Annotated in this window: 12 protein-coding genes; 9 read left to right on the top strand and 3 right to left on the bottom strand. The window is 64.8% G+C overall.

Annotated elements, in window-relative coordinates:
• The first annotated feature begins 12 nt into the window (after nucleotides 1-12).
• Nucleotides 13-1200, top strand: a complete 1188-nt coding sequence (locus LWC34_RS51725; RefSeq protein WP_233733613.1) for a styrene monooxygenase/indole monooxygenase family protein — start codon at nucleotides 13-15, stop codon at nucleotides 1198-1200.
• 199 nt (nucleotides 1201-1399) lie between these two features.
• Here the strand turns inward: LWC34_RS51725 and LWC34_RS51720 are convergent, their stop codons facing one another.
• Nucleotides 1400-2164: a Pvc16 family protein gene (locus tag LWC34_RS51720; protein WP_233733611.1), complete on the bottom strand. Its 765-nt coding sequence runs from the start codon at nucleotides 2162-2164 to the stop codon at nucleotides 1400-1402.
• Nucleotides 2148-4100 carry an ATP-binding protein gene (locus tag LWC34_RS51715; RefSeq protein ID WP_233733609.1) on the bottom strand — a complete coding sequence of 651 codons (1953 nt, stop codon included), beginning with the start codon at nucleotides 4098-4100 and terminating at the stop codon, nucleotides 2148-2150. The genes LWC34_RS51720 and LWC34_RS51715 overlap by 17 nt, the downstream gene beginning before the upstream one ends.
• A 134-nt stretch (nucleotides 4101-4234) precedes the next feature.
• On the opposite strand from LWC34_RS51715, the gene LWC34_RS51710 reads away from it, so the two are divergent.
• The 5 genes from LWC34_RS51710 (at nucleotide 4235) to LWC34_RS51690 (ending at nucleotide 10235) form a co-directional block, all read left to right on the top strand.
• Complete coding sequence (locus LWC34_RS51710) at nucleotides 4235-5797, top strand: NlpC/P60 family protein (protein ID WP_233733607.1); 1563 nt, start codon at nucleotides 4235-4237, stop codon at nucleotides 5795-5797.
• The gene (locus LWC34_RS51705) at nucleotides 5797-7632 is read left to right on the top strand and encodes a dynamin family protein (protein WP_233733605.1); all 1836 of its coding nucleotides are present in this window, start codon (nucleotides 5797-5799) and stop codon (nucleotides 7630-7632) included. Before LWC34_RS51710 ends, LWC34_RS51705 begins: the two co-directional genes overlap by 1 nt.
• Nucleotides 7629-9257 (top strand): dynamin family protein, encoded by a 1629-nt coding sequence (locus tag LWC34_RS51700; protein WP_233733603.1) that lies wholly within the window; start codon nucleotides 7629-7631, stop codon nucleotides 9255-9257. The genes LWC34_RS51705 and LWC34_RS51700 overlap by 4 nt, the downstream gene beginning before the upstream one ends.
• A gap of 111 nt (nucleotides 9258-9368) precedes the next feature.
• Nucleotides 9369-9587: a hypothetical protein gene (locus LWC34_RS51695; protein WP_233733602.1), complete on the top strand. Its 219-nt coding sequence runs from the start codon at nucleotides 9369-9371 to the stop codon at nucleotides 9585-9587.
• A 408-nt stretch (nucleotides 9588-9995) separates the two neighbouring features.
• The gene (locus tag LWC34_RS51690; RefSeq protein ID WP_233733601.1) at nucleotides 9996-10235 is read left to right on the top strand and encodes a hypothetical protein; all 240 of its coding nucleotides are present in this window, start codon (nucleotides 9996-9998) and stop codon (nucleotides 10233-10235) included.
• 487 nt (nucleotides 10236-10722) lie between these two features.
• On the opposite strand, the gene LWC34_RS51685 is transcribed toward LWC34_RS51690, so the two are convergent.
• Nucleotides 10723-13230, bottom strand: coding sequence for an Hsp70 family protein (locus tag LWC34_RS51685; RefSeq protein ID WP_233733600.1), 2508 nt, complete (start codon nucleotides 13228-13230; stop codon nucleotides 10723-10725).
• A gap of 172 nt (nucleotides 13231-13402) precedes the next feature.
• Here LWC34_RS51685 and LWC34_RS51680 point away from each other — a divergent pair, with 172 nt between their 5' ends.
• From LWC34_RS51680 to LWC34_RS51670, 3 genes are read left to right on the top strand one after another with little or no spacing between them, the layout of a single operon-like run.
• Complete coding sequence (locus tag LWC34_RS51680; RefSeq protein WP_233733599.1) at nucleotides 13403-14383, top strand: AAA family ATPase; 981 nt, start codon at nucleotides 13403-13405, stop codon at nucleotides 14381-14383.
• Between the two features lies 1 nt (nucleotide 14384).
• Complete coding sequence (locus LWC34_RS51675; RefSeq protein ID WP_233733598.1) at nucleotides 14385-15530, top strand: DUF58 domain-containing protein; 1146 nt, start codon at nucleotides 14385-14387, stop codon at nucleotides 15528-15530.
• Entirely contained in the window at nucleotides 15527-17902 is a 2376-nt protein-coding gene (locus LWC34_RS51670; protein WP_233733597.1) for a transglutaminase TgpA family protein, read from the top strand. Before LWC34_RS51675 ends, LWC34_RS51670 begins: the two co-directional genes overlap by 4 nt.
• The last annotated feature ends 1 nt before the right edge of the window (nucleotide 17903 follow it).

The following is a 17903-nucleotide window of genomic DNA, read 5'->3' as shown; positions in this document are numbered from 1 at the left end:
CGAATAGTCATCGTGGGGGCCGGCCAAGCGGGAATGTTGCTTGCGTTGGGGCTCCAGCAGCACGGATATCAGATCACGGTTGTGACCGAGCGGGACGCGGACACGATCAGGACGGGCCGGATCTTGTCGAACCAGTGCATGTTCGACAAGGCACTGCGGTTCGAACGGCAGCAGGGGCTGAACTTCTGGGACGATCGGGCACCGACCGTCGACGGGATCGCGTTTCGGGCGACCGCGGGCATCTCGTGGGAATCGCCTTTGGACAATCCGGGACAGTCCGTTGACCAGCGACTCAAGATGTCCGACTGGCTTACCGAGTTTGCCAAGCGTGGCGGGGAGATCCGGCTTCAGCGCGTCGGCCCGGCGGATTTGGAGGAGTTGGCACGGGAGTTCTCGCTCGTTCTCGTCGCTGCGGGCCGGGGGCCGCAGTTCGCTCAGCTGTTCGCACGCGATTCGGCGTTGTCGCCTTTCAGCGAGGCGCAGCGCGGGATCTCCTTGCTGTACGTGAAGACCAAGGGCACGGAGTATCAGGGCGTCAACTTCGCGCTAGGCCCGGAGGGTGAGTTCTTCTCGCTTCCACTGTTGAGTGTGGACGGACCCAGGTGTGGCATCTACTTCTCCGGGATTCCCGGTGGGCCGTTGGACTGTTGGGATGATGTCGCCAATTCCGAGGACTTCTTCGAGCGAGCCTCGAAGGCCTTGGAGCGGCATTTCCCGTGGCTGGCTTCGCTTCTCGTGGACGCTGAACCTGGTGGGCCGCTTGATTTCCTCAAAGGACGGATTGCTCCGGTCGTGCGGGATCCCGTTGGCACACTTGATTCTGGGGCCAAGGTGCTGGCTATGGGCGATACCGCGGTGACCAACGACCCGATCGCGGGTCAGGGGGCGAACATGGCTGCTCACTGTGCTGCCGCGTACCAGCAGACGATTCTGGAGCAGGGCGACCGGCCGTTCGATGAGGAGTTCATGCGGCTTGGGTTTCAGCGGTTCTGGGAGATCGGGCAGCACGCGACCCGGTTCTCCAACGATCTGCTGTTGCCTCCACCGGACCATGTGCTCGCTACTTTGGCGACGGCACAGCAGGTCCCCGAGGTCGCGCATCGGTTCGCCGAGTTGTTCAACGACCCCCGCGACTACACGGGATGGCTGACCGACGAGGAGACAGCCATCCGCTACATCCAGGAGGCCACAGCCCGCTGAACGCCGTGTCCACCGTTCCAGCACACCGTGTCCACCACTCCGACACACCGTGTCCACCGTTCCGGCACCATGAAATCCCCGCCAGGCGGTGGCCGGGAATCTCACGATGTCGGAATGTGTATTTCGATGTGTCGGAATGGTGGACACGGTCGCACGCAGCGGTGGACACGGCCTTCAGGAACGGTGGACACGGCGTTGGCTAGCGGCGTTTTTTGAAGGTGACTGGGCCGGTTGGTGGGACTTCGCCTTGGGGTTTTCCGTTTACCGAGACCTTGTCGCCGACTTCGGCTGGGACCAGGAACTTGCCTTCCTCGTCGGTTTCGGCCGCGCCATGTGATGTGGACACGACAGCGCCCGCGTCCGTCTGGCCCGCGACCCACATCCGCTCCTCGGAGACCGAGTCCCCATTGGACGTGATGATCGCGAAGCGCTGGACAGGCGGGCCCGCAGGCACCAGGAGAGCACTGTCCACTGTGGCGGTCACCGTTATGTCCAGGCCTGGTTTCAGTTGGCCGCCCAATGCCGACCAGAAGTCGGAGTTGTCACGTTCGCCACCCGTTGCGATCGAGATGCCGGGGACCGGCGTCACCTTGTCGTACGGCGACTGCAGGTATTGCGCCTCGATTTCGGTGTGCATCAACAGGGCCGTCAATGTCGCGCCGAGCAATGAGTGTTCGTCACGCATGTCCGATGTCCACGCTGTCACCAGGTAGCGGCAGTCCACTCTGGGCAGTGGTGGGCGGCGGTGTGGCCTGCCGTTTTCGTCGTGCACGGTTTCCAGGCCGTATTCACGCTCGGACACGTTGCGGCGCACGTCCCACAGGTACAGGTTCACCGTCGGGCGGGAGACACGGGCCGACCAGTCCTTGTCCGGCGCGTCGAACGAGATGTCGATCTCACGCTTGGGCAGGGGCACGACCGCCCGCAAGAACTCTTCAAGGGACTCGTCAAGCAGGTTCAGCATGGCTGTCCCCATTCACCAGGTTGAAATAACGGTCGAACTCCGACTCGGTCCGCAGCCGCCCCATCTTCTGGAATTCCCGCTTCAACGCCAGCGCGATCCGTTCCATCGTCACCGGCGCGTTCTCGTCCGCGGCAAGGAATCCGGCGCCGAGTGCGGCGTTTCGGATGATTCCGCCGGTGATCCGGAACTGTTTGGCGAGGAAGTCGAAGTCCAGTTCGGACACGGGCGCGCTTGCCGGGAAAGCCTGCTGCCAGATCTGCTTGCGCTGTGGCTCGTCCGGCGTCTCGAAGTCGATCGAGACCGAGATCCGGCGCAGGAACGCGTCGTCGATGTTGCGCTGCAGGTTCGTTGCCATCACGACCAGCCCGTCGTAGGACTCCAGTCGCTGCAACAGATACGCGACTTCGATATTGGCGTACCGGTCGTGCGCGTCGCTGACCTCGGACCGCTTGCCGAACAAGGAATCCGCTTCGTCGAAGAACAACACGAGGTCACCGGCCGCCGCTGCGCCGAAGATCCGTTCCAGGTTCTTCTCGGTCTCGCCGATGTACTTGCTGACCACAGCGGACAGGTCCACTTTGTACAGATCGAGGCCGAGTTCACCGGCGACGATCTCGGCCGCCAGCGTCTTTCCGGTGCCGGACGGCCCGGAAAACAGGGCCACCACACCGGTCGACGGCAGCGGCGAGAAACCCCAGTCCTGGTACACGACTGTCCGGCGCTTGTACCGCGCGATCAGCTCACGCACCTGGCCAACCTGATCGGACGGAAGTACCAGGTCGGACATTGTTCGGCGAGGCCGGATCCGGACCGACAGACCGTCAAGGTGCCCACCGGCGAGACGCCGGACACCCGCGGCGACCTGCTGCGGATCACCAGCGGACGCGGCCGTGACAAGCCGCAATTGCTCACGGGACAACGGGAACGACGGATCCGGACCCACACCAAGCGCTTGCTCCCAGTCCGAAGCCGAAGCAAGCCCCGAATCCAGGCGGATCTCCTGCCACGATCGCCGAGGCAACGCGTCCAGCGCGAGCTCCTTCGGCGAGCTGAGCACCCAGCTCAGATGGTCGGCACGGTCGAGCCAGTCAGCCGCAGCCCGGCTGGGCGGCCCCTCCAACTCCAGCACGATCGCGCGATCACCGACACCGGCTTCCCGCACAACAGCGGCCCACTCAGCCGGGGTCGCCGGAATCGGGCAGACCAGCAACGCCTTGCCAGGCCAACGATCACGTACCGCAGCGAGCCTGCTGTCCGAGTCCGCGCCCGTGACTAGCAGCATCGACGGGTCAAGTGCCCCAGTGCCACTGGTTTCCAAGCGCCGCGAGCCTGCGGGCAACGCGGAATCCACCGAATCGTCTTCAGCGATTGCCCACGTCAAACGCGGTGCGGGCCAGCACATCCTGGTCGCCCAAGGACCTTCGGTGCCGATCTCCACGAACTCGGCGCGACGCAACGGCGCGTCCGGCGCCACGCTTCGAGCATCGAGAATCCGGCTCAACGAAGCCACAGTCAGCCGGGGAAGCTGAACATTGTCCTGGAAGTACGCGACAAGCCGCATCCGGTGCGGCGACCGCTCCACCGCCAGCAACACAGCAAGCGCTTGGGCGTCACGGGAATCCAGTCGCGCGGTCCGCGCCAGACGGTCGAAAGTGGACTGTCCAGATGCCAGCGACTCGTCGAACTGCTTACGCGCCAGCACAATCTCGGGCTCAAGCTGACGTACCAGAGCTTCGACCTTCGCGGCAGCCGGGCCGGACGCGCCTGGCAGCTCAGCGAGGATCCGGTCGACCTCTTCGTGTCCAATGTAGAGGCCCGCGAAGTCGTGCGGCAGCAGGCCTTCGCCAAGACGGCAGACCAAAGCCTCGCGCTGCAGCAAGGTGTCGGCCATCACCTGCCACGGCGGCGCGGATCGCGGCCGGACATCGTCGCGCACTTCACCCCTTGGTCACCGCAGGACACTTCTCGCGCCTGAAATTAACACCAAGTGGCGCCAACCTGCGCGAACAGTGCCCTTTTGGGCACACGAAATGCCACCCACCGGCGGTGGAAGTCAAACATAATGGATACATGGCGCGATACTCCGCGGAACAGATCTACGCGTTCGCGCGCGAGGCTGGGTTCTCCCCAGATCGCGCCGCGACGATGACCGCGATCGCCATGGCCGAATCCGGCGGCAACGACGGCGCCCACAACCCGGTCGGCGAGAACAGCAAAGGCCTGTGGCAGATCAACCAGGCCGCGCACCCGAAGTTCGCCAGCGTCAACCTGTTCGATCCGGTGCAGAACGCCAGGGCCGCGTTCCAGGTCTCCAAGGGTGGCGACGACATCTCGCCGTGGACGACCACGCACAAAGGCTCCGCTGCCAAGTACCTGAAGTACAAGGAGCAAGCCCAAGCGGCCGCTGAGGCGTACGGCGATGGGCCGAACCGGGGAATGTGGACCGGCGTTTCGGGCTACGGCGACCACACGTCCGCAGGCGACGCGCGTGGCGGCGGCCAAGGCGTCGCGCCGACACAGTCCGCGACCTCGTCAGGCAGCGACAACGTCAACGTCCGGCAGGTCGCGACGACGACAACGACCGACACCGGTGCGCCTGCCGAGCAACAAGAGGGAATCCAGTTCGGCGCCCCGCTCGACGACGACGTCCCAGCGCAGGACGCCGCCGGTGTGCAGAGCCTGACGTCAGGCTCCACCGACCCGAACGCGCTGGCGGAGAAGCAGGCCGGGATCCAGTTCGGCGCGCCGTTGGACGAGGATCCGCTCCAAGCGACACCGCAGCAGGGCACGACAGCGCAGGCCACGAACCAGCAGATGGGCCAGCAGGCGCTGCCCACCGGCGACGGCACGAAGCTGCAGACGTTCCTGAACTCGGCCGTGGCGCAGACCGGTGACAAGTACGTCTTCGGGCACGAGGTCAAGCTCACCGACCGCAACCCGAGCACCTTCGACTGCTCTGAACTGGTCGAATGGGCAGCGGCCCAAGCAGGTGTGAAGGTGCCGGACGGCTCGTGGATGCAGTACCGGCAGCTGGCCAACGGCGGCACGACCATGTCGGTCGAGCAGGCCCTCAAGACTCCGGGCGCGCTGCTGTTCAGCTTCTCGTCCGACCCGATGTCCGGCGGCAGGCCGTCGGCCGCGCACGTGGCGATCAGCCTTGGCAACGGCAAGACGATCGAGGCCAAGGGCACGCAGTACGGCGTCGGATCATGGGAGGCCAACACCAAGCGGTTCCAGTACGCGGGCTTCCTGCCGGAAATGGGCGCGGGCATCGGCAACGTGCCGCCGCCTCCCCCACCTCCGCCGCCTACAGACACGTTCACCTACCGCGTGAACAACGACCCGGCGCCGATGGACCGCAACCCGTCGACCGTGGCGATCAGCCAGGAGATGACCAACGCCGATCCGGCTCCGGCGCCTCCTCCCCCGCCACCGCCGCCTCCCCCTCCGCCCCAGCCGGTGGACATGGCGGCGCCAGCACAACCGCCCGCGGACCAGAACGACGACGATCTCGACAACGACAACCAGGTCGACGGCATGCAGTTCGCGCACAACTGGATCGCCCCCGCGGACCACTCGATGCCTGACCACCTGGCCGACGACCTCGGCCCCGACCACACACCCGGGCATTGATGACCAACGCAGGACGAAGCGCGGCCGAGACCGCCGAGATGCTCCAGCTGATCGACACCGCGATCACCGAGACCCGCTCGGCCGGTCGGCCTGACCTGGCCGAAAAGCTGCTCAAATGCCGCCGTCAGCTGACCACCGGCGCCTGGCACGTGCTGGTCGCTGGCGAGTTCAAGAAGGGCAAGAGCGCCCTGATCAACGGCTTGCTCGGGGTTCCGGTGTGTGGCGTCGACCCGGTCGCGTTCACGGCCGTGCCAACGACGATCAAGCACGGCGACAAGCCGACGGCCTACCTGATGACCGAAGCACCGGCGGACGCGGTGCAACTGCCGCCACCGATCAAGATCGACATCCGGAAAGCCGCCGAATACGGCAGAACCGGCCTTGCGGATGACGGAACCCGGCTGCGGGCAATCGAAACCACGTTGAAGCGTGAGCTTCTCGCCGACGGCCTGGTGCTTGTGGATACGCCTGGCCTTGGTGGCGGTTTCGCGGCTGCTGCCGCGTCGGCGACTATGCGGGCGCTTTCGTTGGCGGACGGCGTGATCGTCGTGACGGACGCCTCACAGGAGCTGACTGCGGCCGAAGTGGACTTCATCAAGCACGCGGTCGACGTCTGTCCAAACTTGATCGTCGTTCTGACCAAGACGGACTTTTATCCGCAGTGGCAACGGATTCTCGAACTCGACCGGCAGCATCTGCGCGCGGCGGGCATCCAGGCTGAGATCGTCGCGGTGTCGTCCGTGCTGCGAGAGTTGGCTTTGGACACTGGTGATCCGGCGCTGAACGCGGAATGCGGGTTCCCGGTTCTGGTGGAGCGCTTGGGTTCCCGACTGCTTGCTGACCATGCGGCGAAGTCCGTGTTGGCCGCGGCCGGGGTCGTACGGAATTCGCTGCGCCAGGTTGCCGAAGTGCTGGTGACCGAGCACGCGGCGCTGACCAAACCCGAGGAACGCCAGGCGACCATGCGCAAGGTCGAGGCGAGTGGCGAGCGCGCGAAGGCGCTGTCCAGCCCGTCCGCGCGGTGGCTGAACACGATCACCGACCGGTTCGCCGACATTCAGGCGCATGTGGACGCTGACCTGACCGAGCGTTCACGCCGACTGGAAAACGAGACCACCAGACGAATCAAAGAAGGCGACCCGACCAAGGAATGGTCGGAGATCGTGCCGTGGCTGCAGAAGCGCACGAACGAGGAGATGACCGACGCGCACACGCTGTTGATCCGCCAGATCAACGAGCTCGCTGACGACGTCGCCGCGTTGTTCGACGCGACAGCCGAACAGGTCGACGCGATCGCCAAGGGCACGGACATGTCGGTCGACCTGAAAGTCGAGAACCTGGCCAGCAAGAAAGGCGGCAAGCTCGAAGTCGGCATGCACGCCGCCCGTGGCTGGTCGCTGTCCAGTTCCATTGTGACGACAGTTCTTGTGACCACGTTGGCGCCGAGCCTGTTGATCGTCTTGCCGATCACGGCGGCTCTGGGTTCGGTGTTCGCGTGGCGTGCGGTTCGTAGCTACAAGACCACAAAGGTCGACGCGGCTCGCGCCGAGGCGTTGCGCGCCGCGGCGGTCTATTTGAACCAGGCAAGAGTGGACGCCAACCGGGCTTCGTATGACCTGATCAGGCACAGTCGCGGCAAGATCCGTGACTACTACCTCGACCAGGCGCAGGAGATGGTCTCGGCCGCCAAACACGAGCAGGAAGCCGCGATGCGCGCGGTGCAGGCCGACGCGCAAGCGGCGGCAACCCGGGGCGCGGCGGCCAAGGCCGAGCTCGACCGGGTCTCCGCGCTGCTGGCCAGCGCGGAACGAGTGACGCAGAAGGGCCGGTCGTGACAGTTTCCCTTGCCGCACGGGTCCGCTCGCTGCTCAACGACGCGGTCCAGGCATACCAAGGTCGGCCAAGCGGCCGTGCGTTGACCGATGTGGCCAGACACCTCGATGGGCCGTTGCGTGTGGCTATCGCGGGGCGGGTGAAGGCCGGTAAGTCCACTTTGCTCAACGCTCTGGTTGGCACGCGGATCGCGGCGACCGATGCTGGCGAGTGCACTCGGATCGTAACGTGGTATTTCCGTGGCCCTGAGCCGCGTGCGACTGCTTTCCCGCATCGCACAAGGCCTGTGGGTCTGCCGATTGACTACGACGGCAGTCGATATGCGTTGGATCTCGGCACGTTGGATGTCGAAGGTGTGGACCGGATTGAGGTTGCTCTGCCGAGTGACTGGCTCGGCCAGATGACCCTTGTGGACACTCCTGGGATGGGGTCGCTGACGGAGTCAGCTGGGCGTCGTACGCAGGATTTCCTTGGGGAGACCGCGAGTGTGGACGCGGTGCTGTATCTGATGCGGCACTTGCATTCCACTGACATCGATTTCCTTGACGCGTTCAATGACAGTGACACTGACAGCAGTCCGGTGAATGCCGTTGGTGTGCTGTCTCGCGCAGATGAGATTGGCGGTGGGGACGAGGACGCGATCACGCACGCGGGCAAGGTGGCTGCCGGGTATCGGTCGGATTCTCGTATCCGCAGTTTGGTGCATACCGTACTGCCGGTAGCTGGTCTGCTTGCGGAGACTGCGGCCACTATGAGCGCCAAGGATTTCGCGGACTTGAAGGCTATCGCTTCGGCGAGCGATGGCGCGACCATGCCTCTTTTGTTGTCCGCAGGTCGGTTCGTCTCGCCGACTCGCGCGGTCGATGTGGCCGCCGAGTCGCGCGAGCGCTTGCTTGGCATGCTGGGGTTGTACGGCCTTCGGCTCAGTTTGGACTTTTTGCGATCTGGGAACGTTGACCAGACTCAGTTGTGCACGATGTTGCGTGAACGCAGTGGGCTACATGAGCTTCGACGGTTGCTGCTGACTCAGTTCGCCCAGCGGCGGGACGTTTTGAAGGCCGATGGCGCGCTGCGGGCGATCGAGTCTGTTACCCGTAATGACCCGATTCCCGCGGCTCCCCGGCTCCGGCAGGCTGTTGAGCGTTTGCGGGTTGGCGCACATGAGTTGACTGAGCTTCGCCTGCTGACCGAGTTGCGCACGGGGTCAGTCCAGGCACCGGCCGAGCAAGTCGCTGTGATGGAACGACTTCTTGGCGGCCAGGGCGCTTCCGTCGCGGACAGGCTGAATCTGCGGCCCGATGCTCCTTTTGAGACTGTCCAGGCCGCGATCAGTGGCATGCATGGGCATTGGCGCCGGGTTGCGCAGAATCCTTTGATCGACCCAAGTTTCACCCGGGCCGCCCAGGTTTTGCAGCGTACTTGCGAGGGGTTGGCGGCTGCCGTTCGGGCCGCTCCGCAACGTGCTCCCCAGGGGCCTCCGACTGGACAGCGGTCAATGCCGCCTATGCCGCCGCGTCGTCCCGGGCCTCCCTCTGTGGACAAGACAGAGACCATCCAGAAGCCGCCAACGCCTGAGGACAAGACGACCGCCTTTCAGTGGCCCACGAACCTTCCGCGCGGCAACTAGCAATCAAGAATCTCACCTTTGGGATTCGCACTAATTTCATTGCCAGCATTAAGGAATGGCCCACGAACGAGCGTCTTGCGTGCGCGGATATCGGTGGGTCACAGTGAGCGCATGCGTCACCGAGACTTGACCATCCGCGTGTTCGGACCGTTCCCGAATACCCGGTACGTTGTGCTGGCTCACGGGGTTGGGTCGTATCTGGTCGTCGCAGGGTTGGCTGATCAGGCCGTGTTAGTCACCGACGACATGATCACCGCATCCGAAGTGGAAGTGACTGCAGGCCTGGCCGGGCACGCCCCATGCCTCTGCTGCGGGTGTGGGACCACGTGAGTCCGCTCTGTGTCCGATTACCATGACACGGGCATCGCTGGGCAGTATGTTGGACCGATGTCTGACCAGCCGGTAAAGCCAACTGGCCCTCAGGACGAACCCCCTTACAAGAAATGGTCCACGATTGTCGGCGCGATCGGGGCCGTTGCGGCAGCACTGGTGGCGGTGCACACCCTGACCGGGTGGAACCCGCTGAAAGACATGACGTCCTCCAAAGGTTCGGCTACGACAACGGCCCGAGTGCCGGTGGTCAACGAGGCCGATGCACTAACGAGAGATACGTACACAAAGCAGCCGACGTGGACACGGACGACACCACCGACCACGACGACGACCCGGCAGCGGCCCGACTTCACCGTCGTAACAGTTGAGTGGAACGGGAATTGTGATCGGTCCTACGGGTGTCCGATGAAAGCGATTTTCCGCAACGACGGCGGTTGGGGCACGGCCACCGCGACCTTCGATGTCATGCACAACGACGACCCGAACCACTACGCCGCACGATGCAACACCGTTATCCCCAGTGTCGAAAACGGCAGCGTAACGGCTGCGGGATGCACCGCGAACAGTCCTTGGCTACAGGACTACCTGCGGGCACACCGCGGAGGCAGTCTGCCATTCACTTTCAAGGTCTACGTTACTGCCTAGGGTGTGTCTCGGGAACGTTGCCGCGTTTATTCCGCAGAGCCGGTCTCCGCCAGCCAGGATCAATCTGCGGTGGTCCGAGTGACCCCGAATGAGGCATTTCCCCGGCGGGAGGGCCGCCTCCTGCGTCGTCCAGCGCCGGTCACGCCCGCGACTGTTCGCGAGGGCCGAGTGAGCGGCGTTGAACGCCAATGCCAGAGTTTCAGGCTTGCTGGTCGGTGTTCGAGTCGGTGACCGCCAGGTTTGCCTGGTGACACAGCGCGGAGGCTGCCGTGGCCACGGTCACCCTGGCATGCCACGGCGCCGTGCGGGCAGCAGGCCGTTGCGAGGGGAAGATTCGGCGCGTTGAACGCCGTCAAGGTGACCTTCACGGCATCAACGTGGGCAACAGGTGTGGTACGTGCGACAGGTGCGACTCAGGTGACGATTGATTATCTATTATGGACAGACCGGAAGCCCGGTTACCTGGTCAACCACTCGAGACGAGCCGCTAGCTGCTCCCGCGAGCGCCGAAAGTGCCAAGCCACATAGCCGCGTCCGTCGTGTTCTCTGTGCCGGATTGACCTAGGCCGACGATCACTACCTGGTTGCCTTCGACCGGGAACATTCCGTTGAGGAACACGACTCGGGGCGAAGCCTGGGCGCTGGCGACGTTCCAGCGTTCCCACTTTTGGTCCTTGCTCAAGGTCCAGCAACTGGCGGGAGGCGGCTGGCCTGAGCCAACAGAACCGCAGACCATCATTGTTCCATCGGACAGTCGGGCGACGCCGCGGAGTGCGGGCGCGCCTTCTGGCAGGTAGGGCGAGAGCTCCCATTTCACCCCGTCCTTCGAGGTCCAGATCCCCGGGCCACGCTTGGCGCCCTGCAAAACGGTCCCCACGGCCATGAATGAGCCGTCTTCGGTCTTTGTGACCTTCTCTACGTCCTGCGGCCCAGTGCCGGAAAGCCCGGAGGTGGTGACGGGGTTCCACGTGTTGCCGTCGGTGGACATATAGACGGCCGCGTCACCGTCGTTTCGGTCGTTACGGTCGTCGCGGCCAATAGCCAGCAAGGAATTGTCGCGACCCACGGTCACCGCAGTTAGCTCTTTGAAGCCCGATGTTGGATTGAAATCACCTTGCTGGGGCAGCAATTCCCACTTGGTTCCGTCCGCCGATGTCCATACGGCCGCGCGTTTTCTCTGCCCGGTTCCGGTCCAGCCTACGGCGACCAAAGTGGAGCCCATTGGCGTCACGTCGAGCATTAGGCCTTGGCCGTCTTCGCTCACCGGAACTGGGACGAAGTCGTCCTTTCCGCCCTTGCTCAGCCACGCCCGGGGTTGCCGGTTCTGGGAAAAGCCCACTGCGACCACGTCTCCGTTGGCCCTGCCGGTCACTGCTCGCATCTCGTCGGTGCCCGCGGGCGGCGTCACCAATGGCTGACCGGTTACCGTGATCTTGCCGACCGCGGGCAGCGATACCGCGCCCTCCGGCTGGTTTTGCTGCTGCGGCCCAAGCTCTGATGTGCCTTGGTTCATCACAAAAATGACCAACGCGGCGACCACCGCCGCGATGACGAGCACGACCACCAAAGCGATCCAGCGGCCGCGGCCATTGCCGTCGCGCGTACGGACCTCTGCCACCGGGCCAACGGGTCGTGGGGGCGCCAGGTTCACGGGCTCGAGCGGCTGCATCTGCTTGAGCACGGTCCGGATGTCCGTCACGCCGGTCAGGCCTGAGCGGGCCAGGTCGACCTGCTCGCTCACGGCAGGCGCGGGCATCTGCGGCGGGATTGTGCCCATGCTTCGCTGTCCAGGACCCGGCTGCTGGACGGGGAATGCGGGCTGCGAGCGTTGGCCAGGTGGATAAGCCATCGGCCGCGACCCCGCCGGGTTGTACAACGGGTGCGGAGGGCGGGGCGCTGGTGGGGCGAAGCCGCCGGAGGATCGGATACCGACGGCTCGTGGAGCGGCGGCGATTGCCGCGCCGAGGCTGACGGTGTACTTCGGGTGCGCGTCAAGCGCGACCCTGATGCCCAGTTCGTCCGACAACAGCTTGCGTACCAGTGGGATCCGGCTTGATCCACCCACCAGCAGGACGCCGTGCAGCTTCGATGGGTCCACTCCGGCGCGCTGGACTACCTGGCCGAACACTCCCACTGTGCCAAGGACGCGCTGCTTGATCAGGTCTTCGAATTCCGCTCTTGTGATCAGTACTTGACGGCTCACTCCCGGCAGGACGACCGGAATGACGACCTCGATGTCCGCCGAGAGTGCCTCTTTGGCCTCGACCACCGAGCTGAAAAGCTGCGCCATCGCGCTGGACACCACAGGATCGGTGAAGTCCAGCTGTGCGACGTCGACTCCCGCGTGCTTTCCGACGTGCCTGAACAGGGCGTGGTCGAAGTCGATACCACCGATCGAGTCGTCGCCGCCTGCTTCGCCGTAGATCTCCACGCCCGTCGCGGTTTTACGGACCACGCTCGCGTCGAACGTTCCGCCGCCGAAGTCGTAGATGCCGATCAGCGATCCGGGTTCGATTCGTTCTTGCGCCGCGTACCACGTTGCCGCCGCGACCGGTTCGGGCAGCAGGCCGACCTCTCGCAAACCTGCCGACATCGCCGCTTGGACGAGGAGGTTCTTACGGAAATCGCCCCATGCCGCCGGATGGGTCAGCACCACGTGGTTCGGTGGGCCGCCTTGCAGTTCCGCCACACGGGCCAGCGACCACTTCAGTACCTCGCCGGTCAGCTGCTGCGCGGTGAAACCCCGGCCACCGACCAGGATCGGAATGTCGTCGCCCATCCGCCGTTTGAACTCACGGGCCTGCTTGTCCGGATCGGTGATGCCACGCCTCGCCGCGGCTTCACCGACCAGAAAGCTGCCTTCGTCGCGCAGGAACAGCACAGACGGCACGGCGTTGGCGCGGTTTCCCAGCGGCACGGTCTGCACCCGGCCTTCGCGCCACAACGCCGCCGCGGTGTATGTGGTCCCGATATCGACACCCAGCGGATAGGTCACCCGGCAAACAGTAGTGGTCACACTGTCACGTTCGGCGCCGATCCCCTCCGTGGATCACTTCTCGTCACGGCCGCGCGCCCGTATCGCCGCCCTTTGGGGCAGGCCATGGCGGTCCAACCGGAATAGTGTTTTCCCGTACAAGTTCCAGGAAAAGAGTGGCTGGGGGCGTTCGATGACCTATGGAACTCAGCTCGCCGAGCGGGTCGGCTGGGTCCAGCGGCGCTGCAACGACCTCGTCCGCAACGTCGAGCATTTCATCCACGGCAAGACCGGCGTGATCTGGAACGCTGTTGTGGGACTGCTCGCCGAGGGCCATCTGCTGATCGAGGATGTACCGGGAGTCGCGAAGACCTCGCTGGCCAAAGCGATCGCGCACTCCATCGGCGGCTCGATGCGCCGGATCCAGTTCACGCCCGACCTGCTGCCGTCCGATGTGGTCGGTGTGCAGATCTACGACACGCACAAGGGCCAGTTCCAGTTCAAGGAAGGCCCGGTCTTCGGCAACATCCTGCTGGCCGACGAGATCAACCGGGCGTCGCCGAAAACCCAGTCTTCGCTGCTCGAGGCGATGGCCGAGCGTCAGGTCACTGTGGACGGTGTGACGTACCCGCTGCCACGGCCCAACTTCGTGATCGCCACCCAGAACCCGGTCGACCAGCAGGGCACGTACTCGTTGCCGGAAGCCCAGTTGGACCGGTTCATGATGCTGCTGCGGATCGGCTACCCGACGCCGGAACACGAAGTCCGCATCGTCGGTGACGCGATCGCCCGCAGACTGCCCGAACAGCTGCAGCCCGTCTGCACGATCGAAGATATGCAGCAGATGATTGAAGTGGTGCGCGGGATCTACGTCGCACCCGCGCTGCAGGCGTTCATCGTGACGATCACCAACGCCACCAGGACCATTCCTCAGCTCAAGCTCGGGGCGAGCCCTCGTGCCAGCAACGCGCTGGCCACGGCGGCGCAGGCGCGCGCAGCCGTCGACGGACGTGCCTTCGTGACCGCGGATGACGTGAAGCAGATGGCCAAGCCTGTGCTGGCGCACCGGTTGGTGCTCACACCTGAGGCGGCCGTGCAGGAGTTCAAGCCGGAAGGGATCGTGGACCGCATTCTCGCGGCTGTCCCGGTGCCGCAGGCTCCCGTCGGGGCGTGACATGCCTACGAAGTCCGGTGTGGCGATGGCCGTCTCGGCGGCCGTTCTGCTCGCCCTCGGCTGGCTCGCTGACTATCCGGAGCTGATCGCGCTCGGTTTCGCCGCGCTGGCCACATTGGCGATCGCCGGGGCGTGGATGGCGTTGCGCCCAGACCTTTCCGCGATCCGTGAGGTCCGTCCGCAACGGGTCTCCGAGGGCGAGAAGGCGATGGGCGTGATCACGCTGACCAACGAGTCCAAACGCCGCAGTCCGCCGATCCTGGCGACCGAGCAGATGGCCAACCGGCAGGTCCAGGTGCCGATTCCGAGCCTCGCTGGCGGCACCGACCACACCACCACGTACTACCTGCCGACCAACCGGCGCGGGATCTACCAGGTCGGCCCGATGTCGATCGGGCACACGGACCCATTGCGGCTGATGCGAGTCGGCACGGTGTTCTCGACTTTTTCCACGCTGTACGTGCATCCACGGCTGCTCAACGTCGAACCCGTGCCCACCGGGCAGACCAGGGACATGGACGGGCCGACGTCCAGCTACTCGCCGCAGGGCGGTGTAGCGTTCCACAGCCTGCGTGAGTACGTGCCCGGCGACGACTGGCGGCTGATCCACTGGAAGTCGACCGCGCGCACCGGCCAGATGATGGTGCGGCACAACGTTGTTCCCAATCAGCCGCGGCTGATGGTCGTACTGGACACCAATTCGCTTGGCTATGCCGAGGAAACCTTCGAGGCCGCGGTGAGTGCCGCGGCTTCGCTGGCGATGGCGGCGATTCGTGGCGGGTTCCCCCTCGAACTGCGCACGACCAGCGGCGGTGTGGCTGCCAGCGACAAGGCCTTCGATGGCGCCGTAGCCGCGCTGGATCTGCTGGCCGCGGCCAAGGCGACAAGGGACGATCCTGGCCTGACTGCGTTGCCAAGCATGGTCGCGACGGACGACAGCGTGGCATTGGGCGTAGTCACGGGAACGCCTGATCCCCGGATGCTGTCGGTGTTGCCGACCGTGCGCCGGCATTTCCTGATGGTCAGCCTCGTCCAGTTCTCCAGCCAGTTCAACGCTCCCCCAACACCGTTGCACGGGGTCGTGTCGCTGACTGTGCGCACAGCCGACGAATTCGCGGACGCCTGGAACAAGCTGGTGCGAACATGACCGCCATCCGCCCGCAAACCCCGCCCGCCGGGCCGCACGGCGGTGTCACGCACACGGTCAGCGTCACGCAATCGGCGCTGCTCAACCCAACTCCGCCAACGAAAAAAGCCAAGCGCGCCCGCCAGCACATCCCGCAAACCCAGCCACGGATCAAAATCGGCCTGCCCGCGTACTCGCAGCTGGTGCTCATCGGTGTCGCGATGGGTGTTTCCAGCTTGGTGTACCTCAGGTTCTTCAGTGGCCTCGGTTTCCTGATCTCGACACTCACCGCCGCCGCTGTCGGCGTGCTGATCGGCTCGTTCGCGGCCATTCGCCGCTGGTCGTTGCTGGTCACGGTCGGCGTCGGGGTACTGGGATTCCTGCTCGTCGCGATCTTCGCGGTGTTCCGCGGGACGCTCAATCGCGGGATTCCCACCCTGACGACACTGCAATCGCTGGGGTCCGGCCTATTGTCGGGCTGGAACAAGATGCTGTCGGTCACGCTGCCCGCTGACCCGAGCGGCGAGCTGGAGTTCACGCCAGCACTGATCTGTTTCCTGGGCGGGACCGTCGCGGCATCGCTGGTGTTGCGAACCAAGTACTTGCTTGCCCCGATTCTGGCGCCAGTACTGGCTTTCGCCTTCGCGCTACCCATCACCGCGCCACGGTCGGTCGGCGGGATGATCCCGGTCGGCGTGTTGCTCGCGGTCGTATTGCTGGCGACGTTGATCCGGGCCGGGACTTCCGATCCGATGGCACGCACGATCGACACGAAAGCCATCTGGGGCAGGTTCCTTTTCGGCCTGCCGGTGGTGATCATGGCGATCGCCGCGGGACTGGCCGGGATGCAGTTCGTTCCGCTCGCCGACGGCGACAACCGGTTCGATCTGCGCGAGGTCGTCGAGCCGGAGCTGAACATCGACGATCTGATCAACCCGTTGGTCACCCTGAAAACACAGCTGCGCAAGCCGGACGCGGACATGTTCACGGTCAAGCTGACCGGTGACACCGAAGGAATCGACCGGGTCAGGACCGTTGCGCTGGATACGTTCGATGGCGCGATGTGGAGCTCGCAGGACAAGTTCCTGCTCGCCGGAAGCACGCTGCCGCAAGACGAGTCACTGGTCAACCCGCGCAAGGTCACGATGAACGTGACCGTCAACGGCTTGCCAGGACAGTATCTTCCGGAGATCGGCGCGCCGGTGTCGATCAAGGGCGCGCCACGGGTCGGATACAGCAAGGACTCCGGGGTTCTCGCGACCGATCAGCAGCCGACTGGCTGGAATTACGAGCTGGTCACCGAAGTCGGCCGGAAAACTGGTCTGGACAAGAGCGTGCCGTACTCGGTGTCCAATCGGTACACCCAGTTGCCACGCGACGATCCACGCATGCCGGACGTCATTCTGGCCAAGGGAACCGAGCTGGCGTCGAGCGTGTCCGAGCCGTACGCCAAGCTGATGGCGATCCAGAAGTTCATGCAGAGCTTCCCGTACAGCCTGGACACCCGCCCTGGGCATTCCTACGACGCGATCAGCAGGCTGTTCGGCCCGAACATCAACGAGCAGGTCGGCTCCGCCGAGCAGTTCGCGGCCGCGTTCGCAGTCCTGGCTCGTACGCAAGGATTCCCGACCAGGGTCGCGGTCGGCTACCTGCTCAACAAGGACCGCCGCACCGGCGACACGTACCAGGTCAGGTCGGGTGACGCGCACGCGTGGGCCGAGGTGAACCTGGCCGGATACGGCTGGGTCGCGTTCGAACCGACCGACCCGAAACGCCATCCTGCCAACGCTCCCAAGCCCAAGGACACCGAAACACCCGCGGACGAGAACCGCCCTGAGGAGAACTCCACCGCGTCACAGCCCGCCGAGGACCCGAACCTGCCGAGGCTCGGCGAAGGCACCTTGACCGTGCTCGACTGGGCACTGTTCGTCCTCATCGGACTCGGCGCGCTTGCCATCCTCACGCCGATCGCGATCGCCATCGAGAAGTTCCGGCGACGCCAGAAACGGCGTTCTGGCAGTCGTGCGGCCAGAATCATCGGCGCGTGGCAGCAAGCAACCGACCGATTGATTGAACACGGCGTTCCGATAACAGCCGCGTCCACCGCGCAGGAAGTCAGCACCCAGGCCCGTGAGAAGATCGGCGAAGCGGGTACCGGATCACTCGCGGTGCTTGCCCCGATCGTCACCAAGGCGGTGTTCGAACCGGCCGAGCCGGACGATAACGCCGTTGAAGAAGCCTGGCAGCTGGAAGGTCAGCTCCGCAGGGAACTACGCAAGGCTCGCAGTCCACTGTTGACTGTCCGCGCCTGGCTCGACCCGCGGCCGCTGTACGCCCGCTGGCGTGACGAGCGACGGCGCAAGCGCGCGATGGACAGGCTGACCAGAGGATGAC

This window comes from Kibdelosporangium philippinense (assembly GCF_021390435.2).
GTDB classification, from domain to species: Bacteria; Actinomycetota; Actinomycetes; order Mycobacteriales; family Pseudonocardiaceae; genus Kibdelosporangium; species Kibdelosporangium philippinense.
This window is presented reverse-complemented; position numbering and strand designations above follow the sequence as displayed.

What these genes read in the sequence shown, in the direction of transcription:
- LWC34_RS51720 (WP_233733611.1), bottom strand. Translation starts at nt 2,164, where the DNA reads ATGCTGAACCTGCTTGACGAGTCCCTTGAAGAGTTCTTGCGGGCGGTC.
- LWC34_RS51710 (WP_233733607.1), top strand. Translation starts at nt 4,235, where the DNA reads ATGGCGCGATACTCCGCGGAACAGATCTACGCGTTCGCGCGCGAGGCT.
- LWC34_RS51705 (WP_233733605.1), top strand. Translation starts at nt 5,797, where the DNA reads ATGACCAACGCAGGACGAAGCGCGGCCGAGACCGCCGAGATGCTCCAG.
- LWC34_RS51695 (WP_233733602.1), top strand. Translation starts at nt 9,369, where the DNA reads ATGCGTCACCGAGACTTGACCATCCGCGTGTTCGGACCGTTCCCGAAT.
- LWC34_RS51690 (WP_233733601.1), top strand. Translation starts at nt 9,996, where the DNA reads ATGAAAGCGATTTTCCGCAACGACGGCGGTTGGGGCACGGCCACCGCG.
- LWC34_RS51680 (WP_233733599.1), top strand. Translation starts at nt 13,403, where the DNA reads ATGACCTATGGAACTCAGCTCGCCGAGCGGGTCGGCTGGGTCCAGCGG.
- LWC34_RS51675 (WP_233733598.1), top strand. Translation starts at nt 14,385, where the DNA reads ATGCCTACGAAGTCCGGTGTGGCGATGGCCGTCTCGGCGGCCGTTCTG.
- LWC34_RS51670 (WP_233733597.1), top strand. Translation starts at nt 15,527, where the DNA reads ATGACCGCCATCCGCCCGCAAACCCCGCCCGCCGGGCCGCACGGCGGT.